This window comes from Ruegeria aquimaris, from assembly GCF_025751555.1.
Lineage (GTDB): Bacteria > Pseudomonadota > Alphaproteobacteria > Rhodobacterales > Rhodobacteraceae > Ruegeria_B > Ruegeria_B aquimaris.
In genome coordinates, this window is sequence record NZ_JAOWLB010000001.1 from 547,799 (window position 1) to 562,878 (window position 15,080).

At 64.6% G+C, this 15,080-nt stretch carries 10 protein-coding genes; 5 read left to right on the forward strand and 5 right to left on the reverse strand.

Translation table 11 applies throughout. The annotated features are described in order from the left end of the window. Positions 1 to 128 precede the first annotated feature (128 nt). Positions 129 to 1,490, forward strand: coding sequence for a calcium-binding protein (locus OE747_RS02785; RefSeq protein WP_263827070.1), 1,362 nt, complete (start codon positions 129 to 131; stop codon positions 1,488 to 1,490). Between the two features lie 59 nt (positions 1,491 to 1,549). Here OE747_RS02785 and OE747_RS02790 read toward each other — a convergent pair whose 3' ends face one another. From OE747_RS02790 to OE747_RS02810, 5 genes are all read right to left on the reverse strand, one after another. After that, complete coding sequence (locus OE747_RS02790) at positions 1,550 to 2,272, reverse strand: alpha/beta fold hydrolase (protein WP_263827071.1); 723 nt, start codon at positions 2,270 to 2,272, stop codon at positions 1,550 to 1,552. Next, positions 2,269 to 3,810, reverse strand: coding sequence for an ABC transporter permease (locus tag OE747_RS02795; protein ID WP_263827072.1), 1,542 nt, complete (start codon positions 3,808 to 3,810; stop codon positions 2,269 to 2,271). The genes OE747_RS02790 and OE747_RS02795 overlap by 4 nt, the downstream gene beginning before the upstream one ends. Further along, on the reverse strand, positions 3,807 to 4,862 hold the full coding sequence (locus tag OE747_RS02800) for a quaternary amine ABC transporter ATP-binding protein (RefSeq protein ID WP_263827073.1): 1,056 nt from the start codon (positions 4,860 to 4,862) through the stop codon (positions 3,807 to 3,809). Before OE747_RS02800 ends, OE747_RS02795 begins: the two co-directional genes overlap by 4 nt. 72 nt (positions 4,863 to 4,934) lie before the next feature. After that, the gene (locus OE747_RS02805; protein WP_263827074.1) at positions 4,935 to 5,897 is read right to left on the reverse strand and encodes an ABC transporter substrate-binding protein; all 963 of its coding nucleotides are present in this window, start codon (positions 5,895 to 5,897) and stop codon (positions 4,935 to 4,937) included. Between the two features lie 42 nt (positions 5,898 to 5,939). Beyond that, entirely contained in the window at positions 5,940 to 6,983 is a 1,044-nt protein-coding gene (locus OE747_RS02810; RefSeq protein ID WP_263827075.1) for a D-cysteate sulfo-lyase, read from the reverse strand. Positions 6,984 to 7,091: 108 nt separating this feature from the next. Here OE747_RS02810 and OE747_RS02815 point away from each other — a divergent pair, with 108 nt between their 5' ends. The 4 genes from OE747_RS02815 to OE747_RS02830 all read left to right on the forward strand — a co-directional run. Continuing rightward, positions 7,092 to 8,009 carry a LysR family transcriptional regulator gene (locus OE747_RS02815; RefSeq protein ID WP_263827076.1) on the forward strand — a complete coding sequence of 306 codons (918 nt, stop codon included), beginning with the start codon at positions 7,092 to 7,094 and terminating at the stop codon, positions 8,007 to 8,009. 113 nt (positions 8,010 to 8,122) lie between these two features. Next, positions 8,123 to 9,214 carry an efflux RND transporter periplasmic adaptor subunit gene (locus OE747_RS02820; protein WP_263827077.1) on the forward strand — a complete coding sequence of 364 codons (1,092 nt, stop codon included), beginning with the start codon at positions 8,123 to 8,125 and terminating at the stop codon, positions 9,212 to 9,214. Next, positions 9,211 to 12,300 carry an efflux RND transporter permease subunit gene (locus OE747_RS02825; protein ID WP_263827078.1) on the forward strand — a complete coding sequence of 1,030 codons (3,090 nt, stop codon included), beginning with the start codon at positions 9,211 to 9,213 and terminating at the stop codon, positions 12,298 to 12,300. Before OE747_RS02820 ends, OE747_RS02825 begins: the two co-directional genes overlap by 4 nt. Positions 12,301 to 12,426: 126 nt before the next feature. Next, positions 12,427 to 15,080 (forward strand): calcium-binding protein (locus tag OE747_RS02830; protein ID WP_263827079.1); only part of this gene is annotated, 2,654 nt, incomplete at its 3' end.

Consider the following 15,080-nt stretch of genomic DNA (forward strand, 5'->3'; position numbering starts at 1 on the left):
GCCAAGGCCCTTGCCGCAGGCGCGTTAATCATTGCACGACTGCATTTGTCAGCCACCGTTTCCAGTTCTCAGCTTTCTTGCAGCGGCCTTCAACGCGCGGATCGCAAGTCTATTAGAGGGAGGGAAACATGGCTGTTTTCAATGCAAATAGAGAGTTCAGATTAAGCACGCTGGAAAACTGGGAAGGCGACGTGGTCTCGGCCACGGCGACGCAGATCATCCTGTCGGATGGGGTCCATTCCGAAACCTACCGGGGAAGCTTCACCTATTCCCCGCTTGGCGCGGTGTTCGGCACCCTGACCGGGCTGTTCGAATATGAACGCGGCGTGCTGTTTTACAGCCTGACCGGCATGAGCGTGGACGCCAACACCATCTATCGCGCCATCGAGATTGAGGACAATCTCGTGCGCGCGGCACAGATCATGCTGGCAGGCGCGGACCAGATCAACGGCTCCGCCACCGGCTCCGACGAATTGCCCGGCTTCAACGGTAACGACACGATCCTTGGCAACGGCGGAGACGACACGCTGGATGGCGGCGCCGGGAACGACCGGCTGAACGGGGGGATCGGCAACGACCTGCTGCTGGGCGGCACCGGCAGCGATACCGCGGTTTTCGGTGTGACTTTCGCCTCGGTTACATCACAGGCGGTTTCCGGCGGCTATCAGATCACGTCGGCTGAAGGGACGGACATTGCCCGCGATGTCGAGTTCTTTCAGTTCTCCGACCGGCTGGTCGCCGCCGACGAGCTGATCCCGGAGCCCACCGACCCGCCTCTCGAACTGACCGGAACAGCGGGAAGCGATACCTTGTCCGGCAACAGCGGCAATGATCGGCTGATCGGCGAGGCGGGTAACGACCGGATCGACGGCGGCCTTGGGGCCGACACGCTCAACGGTGGCGATGGTGACGACACGATCATCGGCGGCCCGGGTGAGGGTGACCTGCGCGACGTGATCTATGCAGGCGAGGGCAATGACAGCGTCGATGCGGGTGCCGGCAATGACCAGATCTTCGGTCAGGGTGGCAATGACACCATCGCCGGTGGTTTCGGCGTCGATGAGATCCAGGGGCAGGACGGCGACGACGTTATCACCGGTTCCGCCTTCTCGGATCTGGTCTTTGGCGGTGCCGGGAATGACTTCGTCAATGGCGGGTTCGGTCATGACCGGATCAATGGCGGTTCGGGCGCCGACAAGTTCTTCCATGTCGGCGTCGAGGGTCACGGGTCGGACTGGGTGCAGGATTACAACGCGGCCGAAGGCGATGTTCTGCTCTTTGGCAATGCCTCCGCCACCCGCGAGCAGTTCCAGGTGAACTTCGCCCATACCCAGAATGCCGAGGGCGAACGCGCGGGCGACGACGCGGTGCAGGAGGCTTTCGTGATCTACCGCCCGACGGGTCAGATCATGTGGGCGCTGGTCGATGGCGCGGGGCAGTCCGCGATCAATCTCCAGATCGGGGCGGAGGTGTTCGACCTGCTCGCCTGACCTCAGAACCAAAGGACCGGCGGCGCCCAGCGCCGCCGCCCTGCAACCAACTGCACAGCTCAGTCCCGCGCCAGGAACTCTTCCACCAGCAGGTTGAAGACCTCGGGGCGCTCCAGATGCACCGCATGCGCGCATCCGGGCACGACGGCCAGTTGCGCCCCCGGGATCGTCCGCCACAGCCGTTCGGTCTGCGACCAGGGATAGGTCCGGTCCCCGTCGCCCCACAGGATCAGGGTCCGGGACCTGATAGACGGCAGATGCTCGCCCCCCGACCACGCCTGCATGGCACGCAACCCCGCCAGTATCGCGCCCAGCGTGCTTTGCGCGGCAATGTCGGCGCAGGCGGGATATTCCGCCGCCGCCTCCTTGTGCAAGAACCAGGTGGCCGCGATCCGACGGGCCGTGGCCGCCGCCCCGTCCGTCCGGGCGCGCTCCATCGAGGTCTCGATCGGCTCGAACCGCCCCGGCAGCACGCCTATGGCGCCGGTGCCGTAAAGCACCAGCTTGTCCACCCGCTCCGGTGCTTGCCGGACCATCTCCTGCACGATCATCCCGCCCATGGAATGACCCAGCAGGTCAAAGCGATCCAGACCCAGGCGCGACACCTCTTCCAGCACCCAGGCCGCGAACCCTGCGATGGACGAGACCGGCGCCATCGGAGCGTTTTCGCCAAACCCCGGCAGATCGACTGCGTGCACCGCACGCTCCCGGCCCAAAGGCGCCTGCCACGCCCATTGCCCGCTCCCGCCCATGAACCCATGGACCAGAACCAGAGGCTTCATCGCCGCCCGCCCTGCACGATGCGATCCAGGATCATGGCGCAGAAGAGGATCGAGAACCCGGCCAGGATCCCCTGCCCCACATTCGCGTATTGCAACGCCTCCAGCACATCCTCACCCAGGCCCTTGGCCCCGATGAGCGAGGCCACCACCACCATCGCCAGCGACAGCATGATGGTCTGATTGATCCCGGCCCTGATCGACGGCGCCGCCAGCGGCAGGTCCACCTTGGTCAGCAGGTACCACTTGTTGGCGCCAAAACTGATCGCCGCCTCGCGCACGCTCTCGGGCACACCGCGCAGCCCCAGCACGGTCAGCCGCACCACCGGCGTGCCGCCGAAGATCATCGTCGTGACCACGGCCGCCGGTTTGCCGGTGCCGAAAAAGGCGATCACCGGGATCATGAACACAAAGGCGGGCATCGTCTGCATGAAATCCATGATCGGCTGGATTGCCGCGTAAAACCGCGGCCGCCGCGCCGCGAACATGCCCAGCGGAATACCGATCAGGATCGACAGGCAGGCCGCCGTACCCAGCAGCGCCAGTGTCGTCATCGCCTTTTCCCAGAACCCCAGGAACCCCATATAGGCCAGGAAGGCGCCGGAATATATCGCCATGCGCACCCCGGCGGTGAGCCAGGTCAAGAGGATGATCAGGCTGGCGATCACGATCCAGGGCGTGCTGACGAACACGATCTCCAGCGCGTCCAGCATCAGCCGGATGCAATAGGTGATCGCATCGAACAAGGCCTCGCCATTCAGGACCGCCCAGTTGAAAAACGCCTCGACCCAGTCGATGCTGATCAGCCGGATATCGGGATCGGTCGGAAAACTTGCCAACAGCGGAAAGCGCCCCGGGAAACTGTAATGCAGCATGGCCGCCGCCACGATCAGCGCCATGAACACCGCACTGAACACGATCTGCGGCACCGGCATGCCGAACCGGATCGTCCGGTCGCTGAGCCAGTCCGAAAACCGCGATTCCAGCGCGGTATTGGCGACAATGGCCTGTGCCAGCTTGGCCAGCACCAGAATGGCCAGCCCCGCAAGCGCAATCGACGGCCCCTGCGCCGCCAGCGCCTCGGCCTCGGCCCGGATACCGCCGATATTGGCCTCCAGAGACTCCACCGTGCGGGTATAGACATCCACCTTGTCCGACCCGCTCTCGATCGCCGCCGCCAGTTGCTGGCGCCTGAGTTCCAGCGTCCCCTCGATCGAGGCGATCCGCGCCATCGCATCCGCGCCCAGATCGCCGAACAGCCCGCGGGCAATCTGGACCAATGCAATCGCCTCCAGGATCAGGAAGGGCAGCGCCCAGGACCACAGCCCGCGCGCTCCGAACCAGATCGGCCCGAACAGCCCCGCAAACAGGTTGAAGGTCGGCGTGAACCGGGCCGAGGCGCCGATCCTGTCGAAGTTCCGGACATAATAGTCCGGGTTCGTCCGCACAAAGGCGGCGATATCCTCGCGCCGCTTGCGGGCATAGGCCAGCGCCGCTTCGCTTTGCGTGTCTTCCAGCGGATTGATGCCGAGATCCGTCATGATACTTCGGTTCCCTCAATGACCGTGCGCAACAGATCGGCACGGGTGATCACGCCCACATCGGCACCGTCCGCCTGCACCAGAATGGGATTGTCGTCGTCTATCGCCAGGGTGATCAGGTTGCTAAGCGTCTCGCTTTCGTCCACCCGCCGCATATCGGCGGGCAACGGCCCGGCCCGGCTCACATATTCGGCAATCGGCCGCATCACCGCATGCGCATGCACAACCTTCAGCCGCGAGATCCCGGCGACAAAATCGGCGACATAGTCATCCGCCGGATGCATCACGATATCCTCGGCGGTGCCGATCTGAACCATCTTGCCGTCGCGCATGATCGCGATCCGGTCGCCGATCCGCACCGCCTCGTCCAGATCATGGGTGATGAACACCGTGGTTTTCTTCAGGATCTTCGACAGCCGGATGAATTCGTCCTGCAACTGCCGCCGGATCAGCGGATCCAGCGCCGAGAACGGCTCGTCCATCAGCAGTACGTCGGGGTTGGCCGCCAGCGCGCGTGCCAGCCCCACCCGCTGCTGCATGCCGCCGGACAGTTCATGCGCGAACTTGGCGCCCCAGGCGCCCAGTTCCACAATATCCAGAATGGCCGCCGCCTGCCGCATCCGCTCGTTCTTGGCCACCTTGCGGATCTCCAGCGGCATCGCCACGTTGTCCAGCACCGACCGGTGCGGCATCAGCGCAAAGTTCTGGAACACCATCCCGATCTTCTGATTGCGGAACCTCTGCAACTCGCCCGGGCCCAGCGCCATGACATCGGTGCCCTCGATCTCGATCTTTCCCGCCGTCGGCTCCAGCAACCGGTTGAAGTGCCGCACCAATGTCGACTTGCCACTGCCCGACAGGCCCATGATGCAGAAGATCTCGCCGCGATTGATCGACAGGCTCACATCGGCCACGCCGACGACCGCGTTGAATTCGGCCAACACCTCGGCCTTGCTCAGGCCCCGCTCCAGAATGGCCTGAAGCGCCGCCTCCGGCCTGCCGCCGAAAATCTTCCAGACGTTTGAAAGCTCGATAACTTTTTCTTGTGCCATCATGTCCTACCGGGCGCGTTCAAGGCAGCGGAGAAGCGGCGGCCAGCGCCGCCGCCCTCCCTGTCCGTGAGCTCAAAGGCCAAGCATCGCGTCGACGCGATCCGAGTTCGCGGCGACCCATTCCTTGGCCACTTCCGCCGGATCGCGATCCTTGGCGCTGATCTCATAGGCCAGCGCGCTCACGTCCGAGGCGCTCAGCTGGAACTTGCCAAAGAATTCGGCAATCGCGGGCGAACGGTCGGCCAGCGAGTTCGACCAGGCGATCTGCACCTGTTTCAGCGCATCCTTCGAGGCGACCATCGACTTCTGATACCAGTCGGCATCGTCCGAGGGCTGCACCATCACGTATTTGGCCGGGTCATAGGCGGGCTCGCTCAGCATCACGACATCGAACATGAACCACACCGCATGCGGCTCGTAGCAGTAAAAGGCATAGCCCTCGCCCTTGGCGATGCTGTCCTTGATGCGTGCGGTCTTCACCGCTTCCTCGGCCCGGATCGGCTCGATGAAATCGAGCAAGCCATAGTCGCGCACCTTGACTTCGTTGACGTTGGCCGAGGCCCAGCCCGGCGCGCCGATCCACATCTCGCCCTTGCCGTTGCCGTCGCTGTCCATCGCGGCGGCCACATCGGGGCGGCCCAGATCGGCGATATCGGTGATGTTCATCTTCGCCGCGAAATCCTGGCTCACGCAGAAACCCTGATTGCCCTCATAGGGGTTCGACGACAGGGTCACGGTGCCCTTGCCGTCGACATATTCCTTGGTAAAGCTCTCCTGGTTGGGCAGCCAGACATCGGGATGCACGTCGATATCGCCCTTACCCTGGTCCATCGCCTGGAAGATCGTGGCGTTGTTGCCCGGCACATATTCGACGGTCCCGCCGATACGGCTTTGCACCACCTCGCCCAGAACGTGTGCGATGGCCTGCGCCCCGGTCCAGGACGGGACCCCGATCTTGACCTCTTCGGCCTGCGCCGCCAGCGCCAGGGGGCTGAGTGCCGCTGAAAGGATCAGCGCCTTATACTTGGATTTCATGGTCGTCTCCTCTGTTGGTTATCGCCGTTGTTCGGCGTCTTTTCAGTTCAATGAAGCAAGCAACTGGTCCTGATAGGCAAACAGCGCCGTCGATCCCCCGGTATGCAGGAACAGAACCCTGTCGGTGGGCTTGAAGAAACCCTGCCGCACCATTCCGATCAAACCCGCCATGCCCTTGGCCGAATAGACCGGGTCCAGCAAAATGCCCTCTTGCCGCGCCAGCAGGCGGATCGCCTCCAAAGTACTCTCGGCCGGAATCCCGTAGCCCTCGCCGACATAGCCGTCATCGACCAGGATCTTGCTCAGCGCGATGCCCTCGGCCCCCAGTTTCTCCAGCGTCTTCTGGGTCAGTGCATGCACCGCGTTCATCTGCCGCTCGCGCGGCTGCCGGACACTGACACCCATGACCGGCAGCGCATGGTCCAGTGCATGGAACCCGGCGACCAGCCCGGCCTGGGTGCCGGTGCTCCCGGTGCCCATCACCAGCCAGTCAAAGGCCTCACCCGTTTCACGGGTATGATCGACGATCTCCTGGGCGCAATTGGCATATCCCAGCGCGCCGGTGGCATTCGAGCCGCCGCCCGGAATGAAATAGGGCCGATGACCCTGTTCGCGCAGCTTCGCGGTGACCGCTTCAGCCTCGGCATTCATGTCCAGCCCTGCGGGCCGGAATTCGTGCGTGGCGCCAAACAGGTTGTCGAGCAGGACATTGCCTGTCTCTTCATAGCTCGCGTCGCGCCCCGGCACCCGCCGCTCCAGCAGCACGTGGCACTTCATGCCGACCTTGCAGGCCGCCGCAGCGGTCTGACGCACATGGTTGGATTGCACCGCCCCCTGCGTGACCAGCATGTCGGCCTTCTGCTGCATCGCCTCGCCGACCAGAAACTCCAGCTTGCGGGTCTTGTTGCCGCCCATCGCGAGACCCGTGCAATCGTCCCGCTTGATGAAAATCGAAGGCCCGCCCAGCAGCGCGCTCAGTCGCGGCAAGGGTTCGATCGGTGTCGGGCGATGACACAGCGCCGTGCGCGGGAAACGATCGAAGTCAATTCTGGCGGTGCCGCGCGGCAGCGTATCCGTGTTGGCCATGACAAATCCTGATGCGAGTTTCGGTGGCACAAGACTGCGACAGGGCTTTCCACCGATCCAATGCTATGTTTGGATGACATTATGCAAGATTTGCATAAGGTCGAAAAAATGGACTTCCTTCACTTCCGCGACCTCGAGCGTCTGAAACGCACCGGCAACTTCTCCCAGGCCGCCGTGCTGGGGAACCTGAGCCAGCCCGCCTTCAGCCGCCGGATCAAGGCGCTCGAATCCTGGGTCGGCGCAACGCTTGTCGACCGAACGCATCAGCCGGTGACCCTGACCACCGCCGGCGAGCAGATGCTCGAAGCCGGGTTGCAGGCGCTCGCCCGGATCGAGCAGGAGCGCAGCCAGATCCTGGAGGCGCAATCTCTTCCCGACAAATATGTCGTCACCTTCGGCGCCCAGCACTCCATCGGCTGGCGGTTCTATCCCGCCTGGCTGCAAGAGCTGGAAGACGCCTATGGCCCCGTCCTGTCCCGGCTCCGGGCCGACGACCTGCCCAACTGCATGCGTGACCTGCAAAGCGGAGACGTCGACTTTGTCATTGCCTATGCCAGCGGGGACAGGCCACAGCACCGGCTGCTCGAGTCGATCAAGATCGGTGAAGACCAGCTCGTCCCGGTCTGCAAACCCAATGTCGATGGCACGCCGCTGTTCGATTTCGACACCCCCGGGGTCCGCATGCCCTATCTGCGTTTCGGCGACGCCGCCCCGATCGGGACCCATCTGGAACCGCTGTTCCAGCGACACAGGATCTCCGACGGCCTGCGCACGGTCTATGAAAACTCGATGGCCGGGGCGCTGCGTATCCGGGCGCAGGCCGGGGACGGTGTCGCCTGGCTGCCCAAGAGCCTCGTCCTCCCCGATCTGGAAAGCGGTATCCTGGTCCGCACCGGCAGGCCCGACTGGCTGGTCGACCTGTCGATCCGCATGTTCCGCAACAAGGAACGCTCGAACCGGGTGACACGCTCGATCTGGACCTTTCTCGAAGTCCGCCAATCCGTCTCGCTGGTCAAAGAAGGCTGAACCGACACCGCCGCGCAAGTTTCCAACACGCTTTACGTTGCCGACGGAAGGTGATGTTCTACACTCCATCCCAACCCCGGCCACCTTCAAGACCGATTGGAAAAGCGCAAGTCATGTCCATCTGGCGACAGTTTCTGATTATCCTGCTGGCCGCAGGCCTCTCTTACGCCGGGTATGAATACTATCAGCGCCATCTGGGCGACACCGCCACCGCCTCCAATGGCGCCAACCGCCGCTCCGGCGCCCCGGCGGTTGTCGAACTGGCCCGGGCCGAGATCCGCACCCTGAGCGATACGGTCGAAGCGGTGGGCACCACCCGCGCGCGCCAGTCCATCGACATCGTGCCCGAGGCCGACGGGCGCGTCGAACAGATCCTGTTCGAACCCGGCCAGAGCGTGGCCCAGGGGGCAAAGCTGGTCGAACTCGACGACACCATCGCCCGCGCCGACCTTGCCGAGGCCGACGCCAGGCTGATCGAACGCGAACGCGTGCTCGAACGCGTCACCCAGTTGCGCGGCTCCAGCACGGTCTCCGAGGCGACGCTCGAAGAGGCCATCGCCCGGCTCGCCGAAGCCCGGGCCCAGCTTGACCGCGCCGAACAACGGCTCGCCGAGCGCGTCATCCGCGCGCCTTTCGCCGGAACGGTCGGTCTTGCCGATGTCGATCGGGGCGCCCGCGTCACGGCGGGAACCTATATCACCCGGCTCGACGATCTCTCCGAGGTCGAGGTCGAATTCTCCCTGCCCGAAACCCTGTTTTCCCAGATCTCCAGGGGACAGGCGATCATTGCCACCAGCCCAGCCTTTCCCGACCGGGATTTCGTCGGACAGATCGAGGCGGTGGACACCCGCATCGACCCGGTCAGCCGGTCGTTCCGCACCCGCGCCGTGATCCCCAATGCCGACGGCACCCTGCCTGCGGGCATGTTCATGTCGCTGCAACTGACCCTGTCGCAAAGCGACCGCATCGTGGTGCCCGAAGAGGCGATCGTCTTTCAAGCCGCCGAAACCTATGTCTTTGTCGTCACCGACGGCAAGGCGCAGCAGGTCACCGTCAGGACCGGCCAGCGCCGCGATGGCCTCGTGAGCATCGAAAGCGGTCTCGAAGAAGGCGCCGAAGTCGTTATCCGCGGCCTCCACCGCGTCCGAAACGGCGGCGCGGTCGAAGTGCTGAATGCGCCCCAGGCGGCGAAGAACGGCTCATGACGCTGACAGACCTCTCCGTCCGCCGCCCGGTTCTGGCCGCCGTTGCCAACCTCCTGCTCATCGTGATGGGCATCACCGCGCTGCGCGACATCCCGGTGCGCGAACTGCCCGATGTGGACAATGCCGTTGTCACGGTGACCACAACCTATCGTGGCGCCGCCCCCGAGGTGATCGACACCGACATCACCGAAACCATCGAGGGCGCGGTCGCCTCGATCTCGGGCATCCGCTCGATCAGTTCCGAAAGCCGCCAGGGCTGGTCGCGGGTGGTGATCGAATTCGCCGCGGGCCACGACGTGGACATCGCCGCCAATGATGTCCGCGATGCGGTCGGCCGCATCCGCGACGACCTGCCCGACGAGGCCAACGCGCCCGAGGTCGAGAAGAGCGATGCCGATTCCGATCCCGTCATGCGCCTCGCCGTGGTCTCGGACCGGATGACGACACCCGAGATCACCGATTACATCGACCGTTTCATCGCCGACCGGCTGGCGACCCTGGACGGTGTCGCCAACCTGCGCGTCTATGGCGAACGCGCCTTTGCCGTCCGCATCTGGCTCGACCGGCGCGCGCTGGCGGCGCGCAAGCTGACCGTCGAGGATGTCGAACGCGCGCTCCGCCGCAACAATGTCGAACTGCCCGCGGGCGAGGTCGCCTCGACCAACCGGCAACTCACCGTCCGCCTGAACAGCCGGTTACAAAGTATCGACGATTTCCGCGACGTGGTGCTCGACCGGATCGAGGGTTACCCCGTGCGCCTGCGCGACGTGGCCCGGGTCGAACCCGGCGTCGCCGACGATTCCACCATCGCCCGCAGCGACGGGCGCGATGCGGTGGGCGTCGCGGTCCAGCGGCAAAGCCAGTCCAACACCTTGCAGATCTCGCAAGCGGTGCGCGCCGAGATCGACAAGATCACCCCGACCCTGCCCGAGGGGATGAAAATCCTCGTGGGTTCCGATGACGCGCTCTTCGTCGGCGCCTCGATCCGCGAGGTGGTGATCGCGCTCCTGATCTCGCTGGCACTGGTCGTCGCGGTCATCCTTGTCTTTCTGCGCTCGCTGCGCGCCACGCTGGTCCCCGCGGTCACCATCCCGGTCTCGCTGATCGGGGCTTTCGTGCTGATCGGGGCCTGGGGCTTTTCCATCAACACGCTGACGCTGCTGGCGTTGCTCCTGGCCATCGGCCTTGTCGTCGACGACGCCATCGTCGTGCTGGAAAACATCCAGCGCCGGATCGAGAATGGCGAAACCCCGCTGGTGGCCGCTCTCAAAGGCTCGCGTCAGGTGACATTTGCGGTGATCGCCACCTCTGTCACCCTGATCGCGGTCTTCGTGCCGCTCTCCTTCATGCCCGGCCAGGTCGGCCGCCTCTTCATCGAGTTCGGCTGGGTCATGGCCGGCACGGTGGCGATCTCGACCTTTGTCGCCCTCACCGCCTGCCCGGCGCTGGCCTCGAAACTGCTGGTCAAGAGCAAGGGCCAGACGATGGACGCGCCCGACGAACCCCGAGGCGCCGTCCAGCGGACCTATGCCGCCTTCCTCAGGCACGCGCTGCGCATGCCGCTTGTCGTGCTGGTGTTCACGGCGGCGGTAACCGGCGGCGCCGCGCTCCTTTACGGCGCCCTCCCGCGCGAGCTTGCCCCGCGCGAGGATCGCGGCGTCGGTTTCGTGCCGCTGACCGCCCCCCAGGGCAGCACCGTGGAATACACCGACCAGGCGGCGCGACAGGTCGAGGCGCTGCTGCAACCCCTGCGCGACCAGGGCGTGGTCGAAACCGTCTTCACCTTTACTGGATGGGGCAACCGCGCCTACCGCTCCTTTGTGGTGTTCCGCCTGACCCCCTGGGAAGACCGCGACATGAGCGCCGCCGATGTCGCCAGCGCGCTGGCGCCCAAAATGCGCGAGGTCACCATCGCGCGCGGTTTCCCTGTGACACCGGCGGGGCTTGGCCTGCGCGGCAACTCGACCCCGGTCCGCGTCGTGGTCAGCGGCCCCGATTTCGACAGCGTCAAAGGCTGGGCCACGGCCCTCCTCGCCAGCGCCGAGGAGATTGAGGGGCTGGTCAACCCCGAGATCGACTTCGAACAGAACCTGCCGCAGCTCGAGGTCCGCATCGACCGTGAACGGGCCGACGATCTCGGCATCTCGGTCGACGCCATCGCCACCACGATGCAGTCGATGCTGGCCTCGCGCCAGGTCACCACCTTTGTCAGCCGGGGCCGCGAATACCCGGTGTTGCTCCAGGCAGAGGAACGCGACCGCAGCGCCGCCTCGGACATCGACAACATCTACCTGCGCTCGGGCGATGGCAAGACGCTGGTCCCCCTGGGCGCGCTGGTCAGCGTGTCCGAAAACGCCGCCTCCCCGTCGCTGCGCCGGTTCGACCGGCTGCCCTCGATCCAGCTTTCCGGCGCGCTGGCCCCGGGTGCCGATCTGGGCACCGTGCTGGGACAACTGGAACAAAAGGCTGCCGAGATCATCCCGGCCAGCGGCAAGCTCGGCTATGACGGCCAGTCGCGCACGTTCAAGGATACCTCGGCGGGCGCGGTCACCGTTTTTGCCATGGCGCTGCTGATCGTGTTCCTGGTCCTCGCCGCACAGTTCGAAAGCTTCGTGCACCCGTTCATCATCCTGCTGACCGTCCCGGTGGGCGTGGCGGGGGCAATCTATGCGATGTCGGCGGGCGGGCTGTCCTTCAACGTCTACAGCCAGATCGGCATCATCCTGTTGATAGGTCTGGTGGCCAAGAACGGCATCCTGATCGTGGAATTCGCCAACCAGCTCCGTGACGAGGGCAAACCGGTGCGCGAGGCGGTCATCACCGCCTCGGTGCTGCGCCTGCGGCCCATCGCGATGACGGTGACCTCCACCATCCTCGGCGCCCTGCCGCTTGTCCTGGCTTCCGGCGCGGGCGCCGAAAGCCGCAACGCCATCGGCACCGTCATCATCGCCGGGCTGGGCCTCTCGGCGCTGCTGATGCTGGCGGCCACACCGGTGCTTTACGACCTGCTCGCCCGCTATACAAAACCGCGCGGCGCCGTCGAAAAGGCGCTGGAACAGGAACTGACCACCGCCGGTCAGAGCTGACCCGCCCGGCCCGGATCGCGGCCAACCGCAGACCGACTGCCTCGAATTCCGGACTTTTGTGCTACCATCGGGATCACGAATGATTCCTTTTTTATTTATCTTCAATATCCGGGGGAAAGTTTAGTCATGGTCGATCCGAGCCTTTTCACAACCGTTAGCGATAACACGCTCCTGCCCTTCGGGGGCACCCTGATCGCCCAGGGCGACGACAACGAAGAGGGGCCGTTCGACATTACGGCGATCTTCGAAACCGGCTTCAGCTTCGGCAGCCAGACCTTCACCGAAATGTTCATCGGGACAAATGGCGGTGTCACCTTCAACATCGAAAACCCGCAGGTGTTTTTCGGTAATACGCTGAACGCAATCGACTTCTCGATCGCGCCTTTCAACGACGACATGGATACGCGAACGCTTCCGCCCGGCCCCAATCCGGGGGTCTATTTCGACACCAATACGGATCGCGATTCCGTCGTGGTCACCTGGAACACCATCGGGCGGTTCTCGAACAACGTCACGACACCCAACACGTTCCAGCTCGAGATCATGGATCTCGGAGACGGAGACGCCGAACTGATCTTCCGCTTCTTCGACATGCAGGGCAGCAACGGCCAGTTCCACATGGGCGCCCGAACCGATGACGGCTTGCCGGTATACCTGTCCGGCGGTGCCGCAACGGATCAGCTTGGCGAGGCCGCCAATCTGGAAACGCTGGTCGGCAATACCGGCGTGGCCGGGGTCTGGCAGATGCGCGTCATCGACGGCCAGCTTCAACCGACCGACTTTGGCGGCGAAGTGCAGACGGGCAATGCCGCCAACAACACCCTGAACGGCTCGCCGCTCAACGATGTCCTGTCCGGCGGTGCAGGCAATGACACCATCTTCGGTTTCGATGGCATCGACACGCTGAACGGCAACGAAGACAACGATTCCATCCTGGGCGGCGACGATGCCGACCTGATCCATGGCGACGACGGCAACGACACGCTGAGGGGCGAAGAAGGCAACGACTCGATCTTCGGCGATACGGGTGACGACTCGCTGTTCGGCGGCAGCGGCACCAACGAGCTGGAGGGCGGCGCGGGCGCCGATGCGCTGGACGGCAGCGGCGGCACCTCGATCGCGGCATACACGACATCCGCGACCGGCCTGCGGGTGGATCTGAGCAACACCTCATCCAACACCGGCGACGCGGTTGGCGACACCTACACCAACCTCTTTGACCTGCGCGGCTCGGCCTTCGGCGACGAACTGGTCGGCGACAACAATTCCAACGACCTGTTCGGCGGCGCGGGCAATGACAGCCTCACCGGCAATGACGGCAACGACCTGCTCGAAGGGCAGGAAGACGACGATCTTCTGAACGGCGGTGCGGGCAACGACACGCTTGATGGCGGCCTCGGCGCCGACAACCTGATCGGCGGCACCGGCAACGATTTCGCCAGCTATCGCAACGCCACCTCCGGGGTCGTCGCGGATCTGTTCGACCGCACCCTCAACACCGGCGAGGCGGCAGGCGATACCTATTCCGAGATCCTCGGCCTGACTGGCAGCAAATTCGCCGACACGCTCGGCGGCAATACCGGCAACAACGACCTGCGCGGCGATGACGGCGACGACCTGCTGATCGGGCGCGAAGGCAACGACACGCTGCTCGGCGAAGATCACGACGATGTCCTCGTCGGCGGTCTCGGCTCCGACCAGCTGAACGGGGGCAGCGGGCTCGACACCGCCTCTTATGCCGATGCGGCAACCGGCGTGCTGGCGGACCTGGCAAGTTCCGGCAGCAACACCGGCGAGGCGGCGGGCGATACCTATAACAGCATCGAAAACCTGATCGGCTCGACCTTCGCGGACACATTGCGCGGCGACAACGGCGACAATCTCCTGTCGGGCGGCGCCGCCAATGACAGCCTCGTCGGTTCCGGAGGTGACGACACGCTTCGCGGTGGCACGGGTGAGGACACCCTTGTCGGAGGCAGCGGCTCCGACACCGCAGACTACTCCGAGGCCGCCGCCGGGCTGAACGCCGACCTGTCCAACTCCGCAGGCAACACCGGCGAGGCACGCGGCGATGTCTATTCCAGCATCGAGAACCTGATGGGCTCGGGTTTTGGCGACACGCTGACAGGGAACAACGGCAACAACACCCTGTCCGGCATGGCCGGCGACGACCTGCTGCACGGCAACGGCGGAACCGACGGTTTTGACGGCGGCGAAGGGTCCGACACCGTCACCTATTCGGGCGGCAATTTTGTGGTTGTCGACCTCGAAGACAACAGCGCCAACGCGGGCGAAGCCGCGGGCGACACCTTCACCGGTGTCGAGCACCTGATCGGCAGCGACAACTCCGACGACCTGCTGGGCGATGACGAGAACAACAACTTCTTCGGCGGTGGCAATGTCGACATCCTCAACGGTCGGGGTGGCGACGACACCCTGCGCGGCGGGGCGGGCAACGACACCCTGACCGGCGGCACCGGTGCCGACCATTTCATGGTCGAGACCGGCATGGGCAGCGATGTCGTCACCGACTTCACCCTGGGCGAGGACAGCATCGACTTCTCGCTGCTTTCCTCGGCTGAGCGGGATGCGGTCACCTTCTCGACCAATGGCAGCGGCGACCGTGTCGTCAACCTGGGCGATGGTTCGACCATGACCCTGACCGGCGTGCCCGGCAACAGCGCCCCCACCGGTTCGGTGACGATCTCGGGCACCGCGCGGCAAGGGGAAACGCTCACCGCCAATACCGACGGCGTTTCTGATCCCGACGGTATCGACAC

Excerpts from the sequence above, each read along its gene's own strand:
- OE747_RS02785 (WP_263827070.1), top strand. The coding sequence starts at position 129 with ATGGCTGTTTTCAATGCAAATAGAGAGTTCAGATTAAGCACGCTGGAA.
- OE747_RS02790 (WP_263827071.1), bottom strand. The coding sequence starts at position 2,272 with ATGAAGCCTCTGGTTCTGGTCCATGGGTTCATGGGCGGGAGCGGGCAA.
- OE747_RS02795 (WP_263827072.1), bottom strand. The coding sequence starts at position 3,810 with ATGACGGATCTCGGCATCAATCCGCTGGAAGACACGCAAAGCGAAGCG.
- OE747_RS02800 (WP_263827073.1), bottom strand. The coding sequence starts at position 4,862 with ATGGCACAAGAAAAAGTTATCGAGCTTTCAAACGTCTGGAAGATTTTC.
- OE747_RS02805 (WP_263827074.1), bottom strand. The coding sequence starts at position 5,897 with ATGAAATCCAAGTATAAGGCGCTGATCCTTTCAGCGGCACTCAGCCCC.
- OE747_RS02810 (WP_263827075.1), bottom strand. The coding sequence starts at position 6,983 with ATGGCCAACACGGATACGCTGCCGCGCGGCACCGCCAGAATTGACTTC.
- OE747_RS02815 (WP_263827076.1), top strand. The coding sequence starts at position 7,092 with ATGGACTTCCTTCACTTCCGCGACCTCGAGCGTCTGAAACGCACCGGC.
- OE747_RS02820 (WP_263827077.1), top strand. The coding sequence starts at position 8,123 with ATGTCCATCTGGCGACAGTTTCTGATTATCCTGCTGGCCGCAGGCCTC.
- OE747_RS02825 (WP_263827078.1), top strand. The coding sequence starts at position 9,211 with ATGACGCTGACAGACCTCTCCGTCCGCCGCCCGGTTCTGGCCGCCGTT.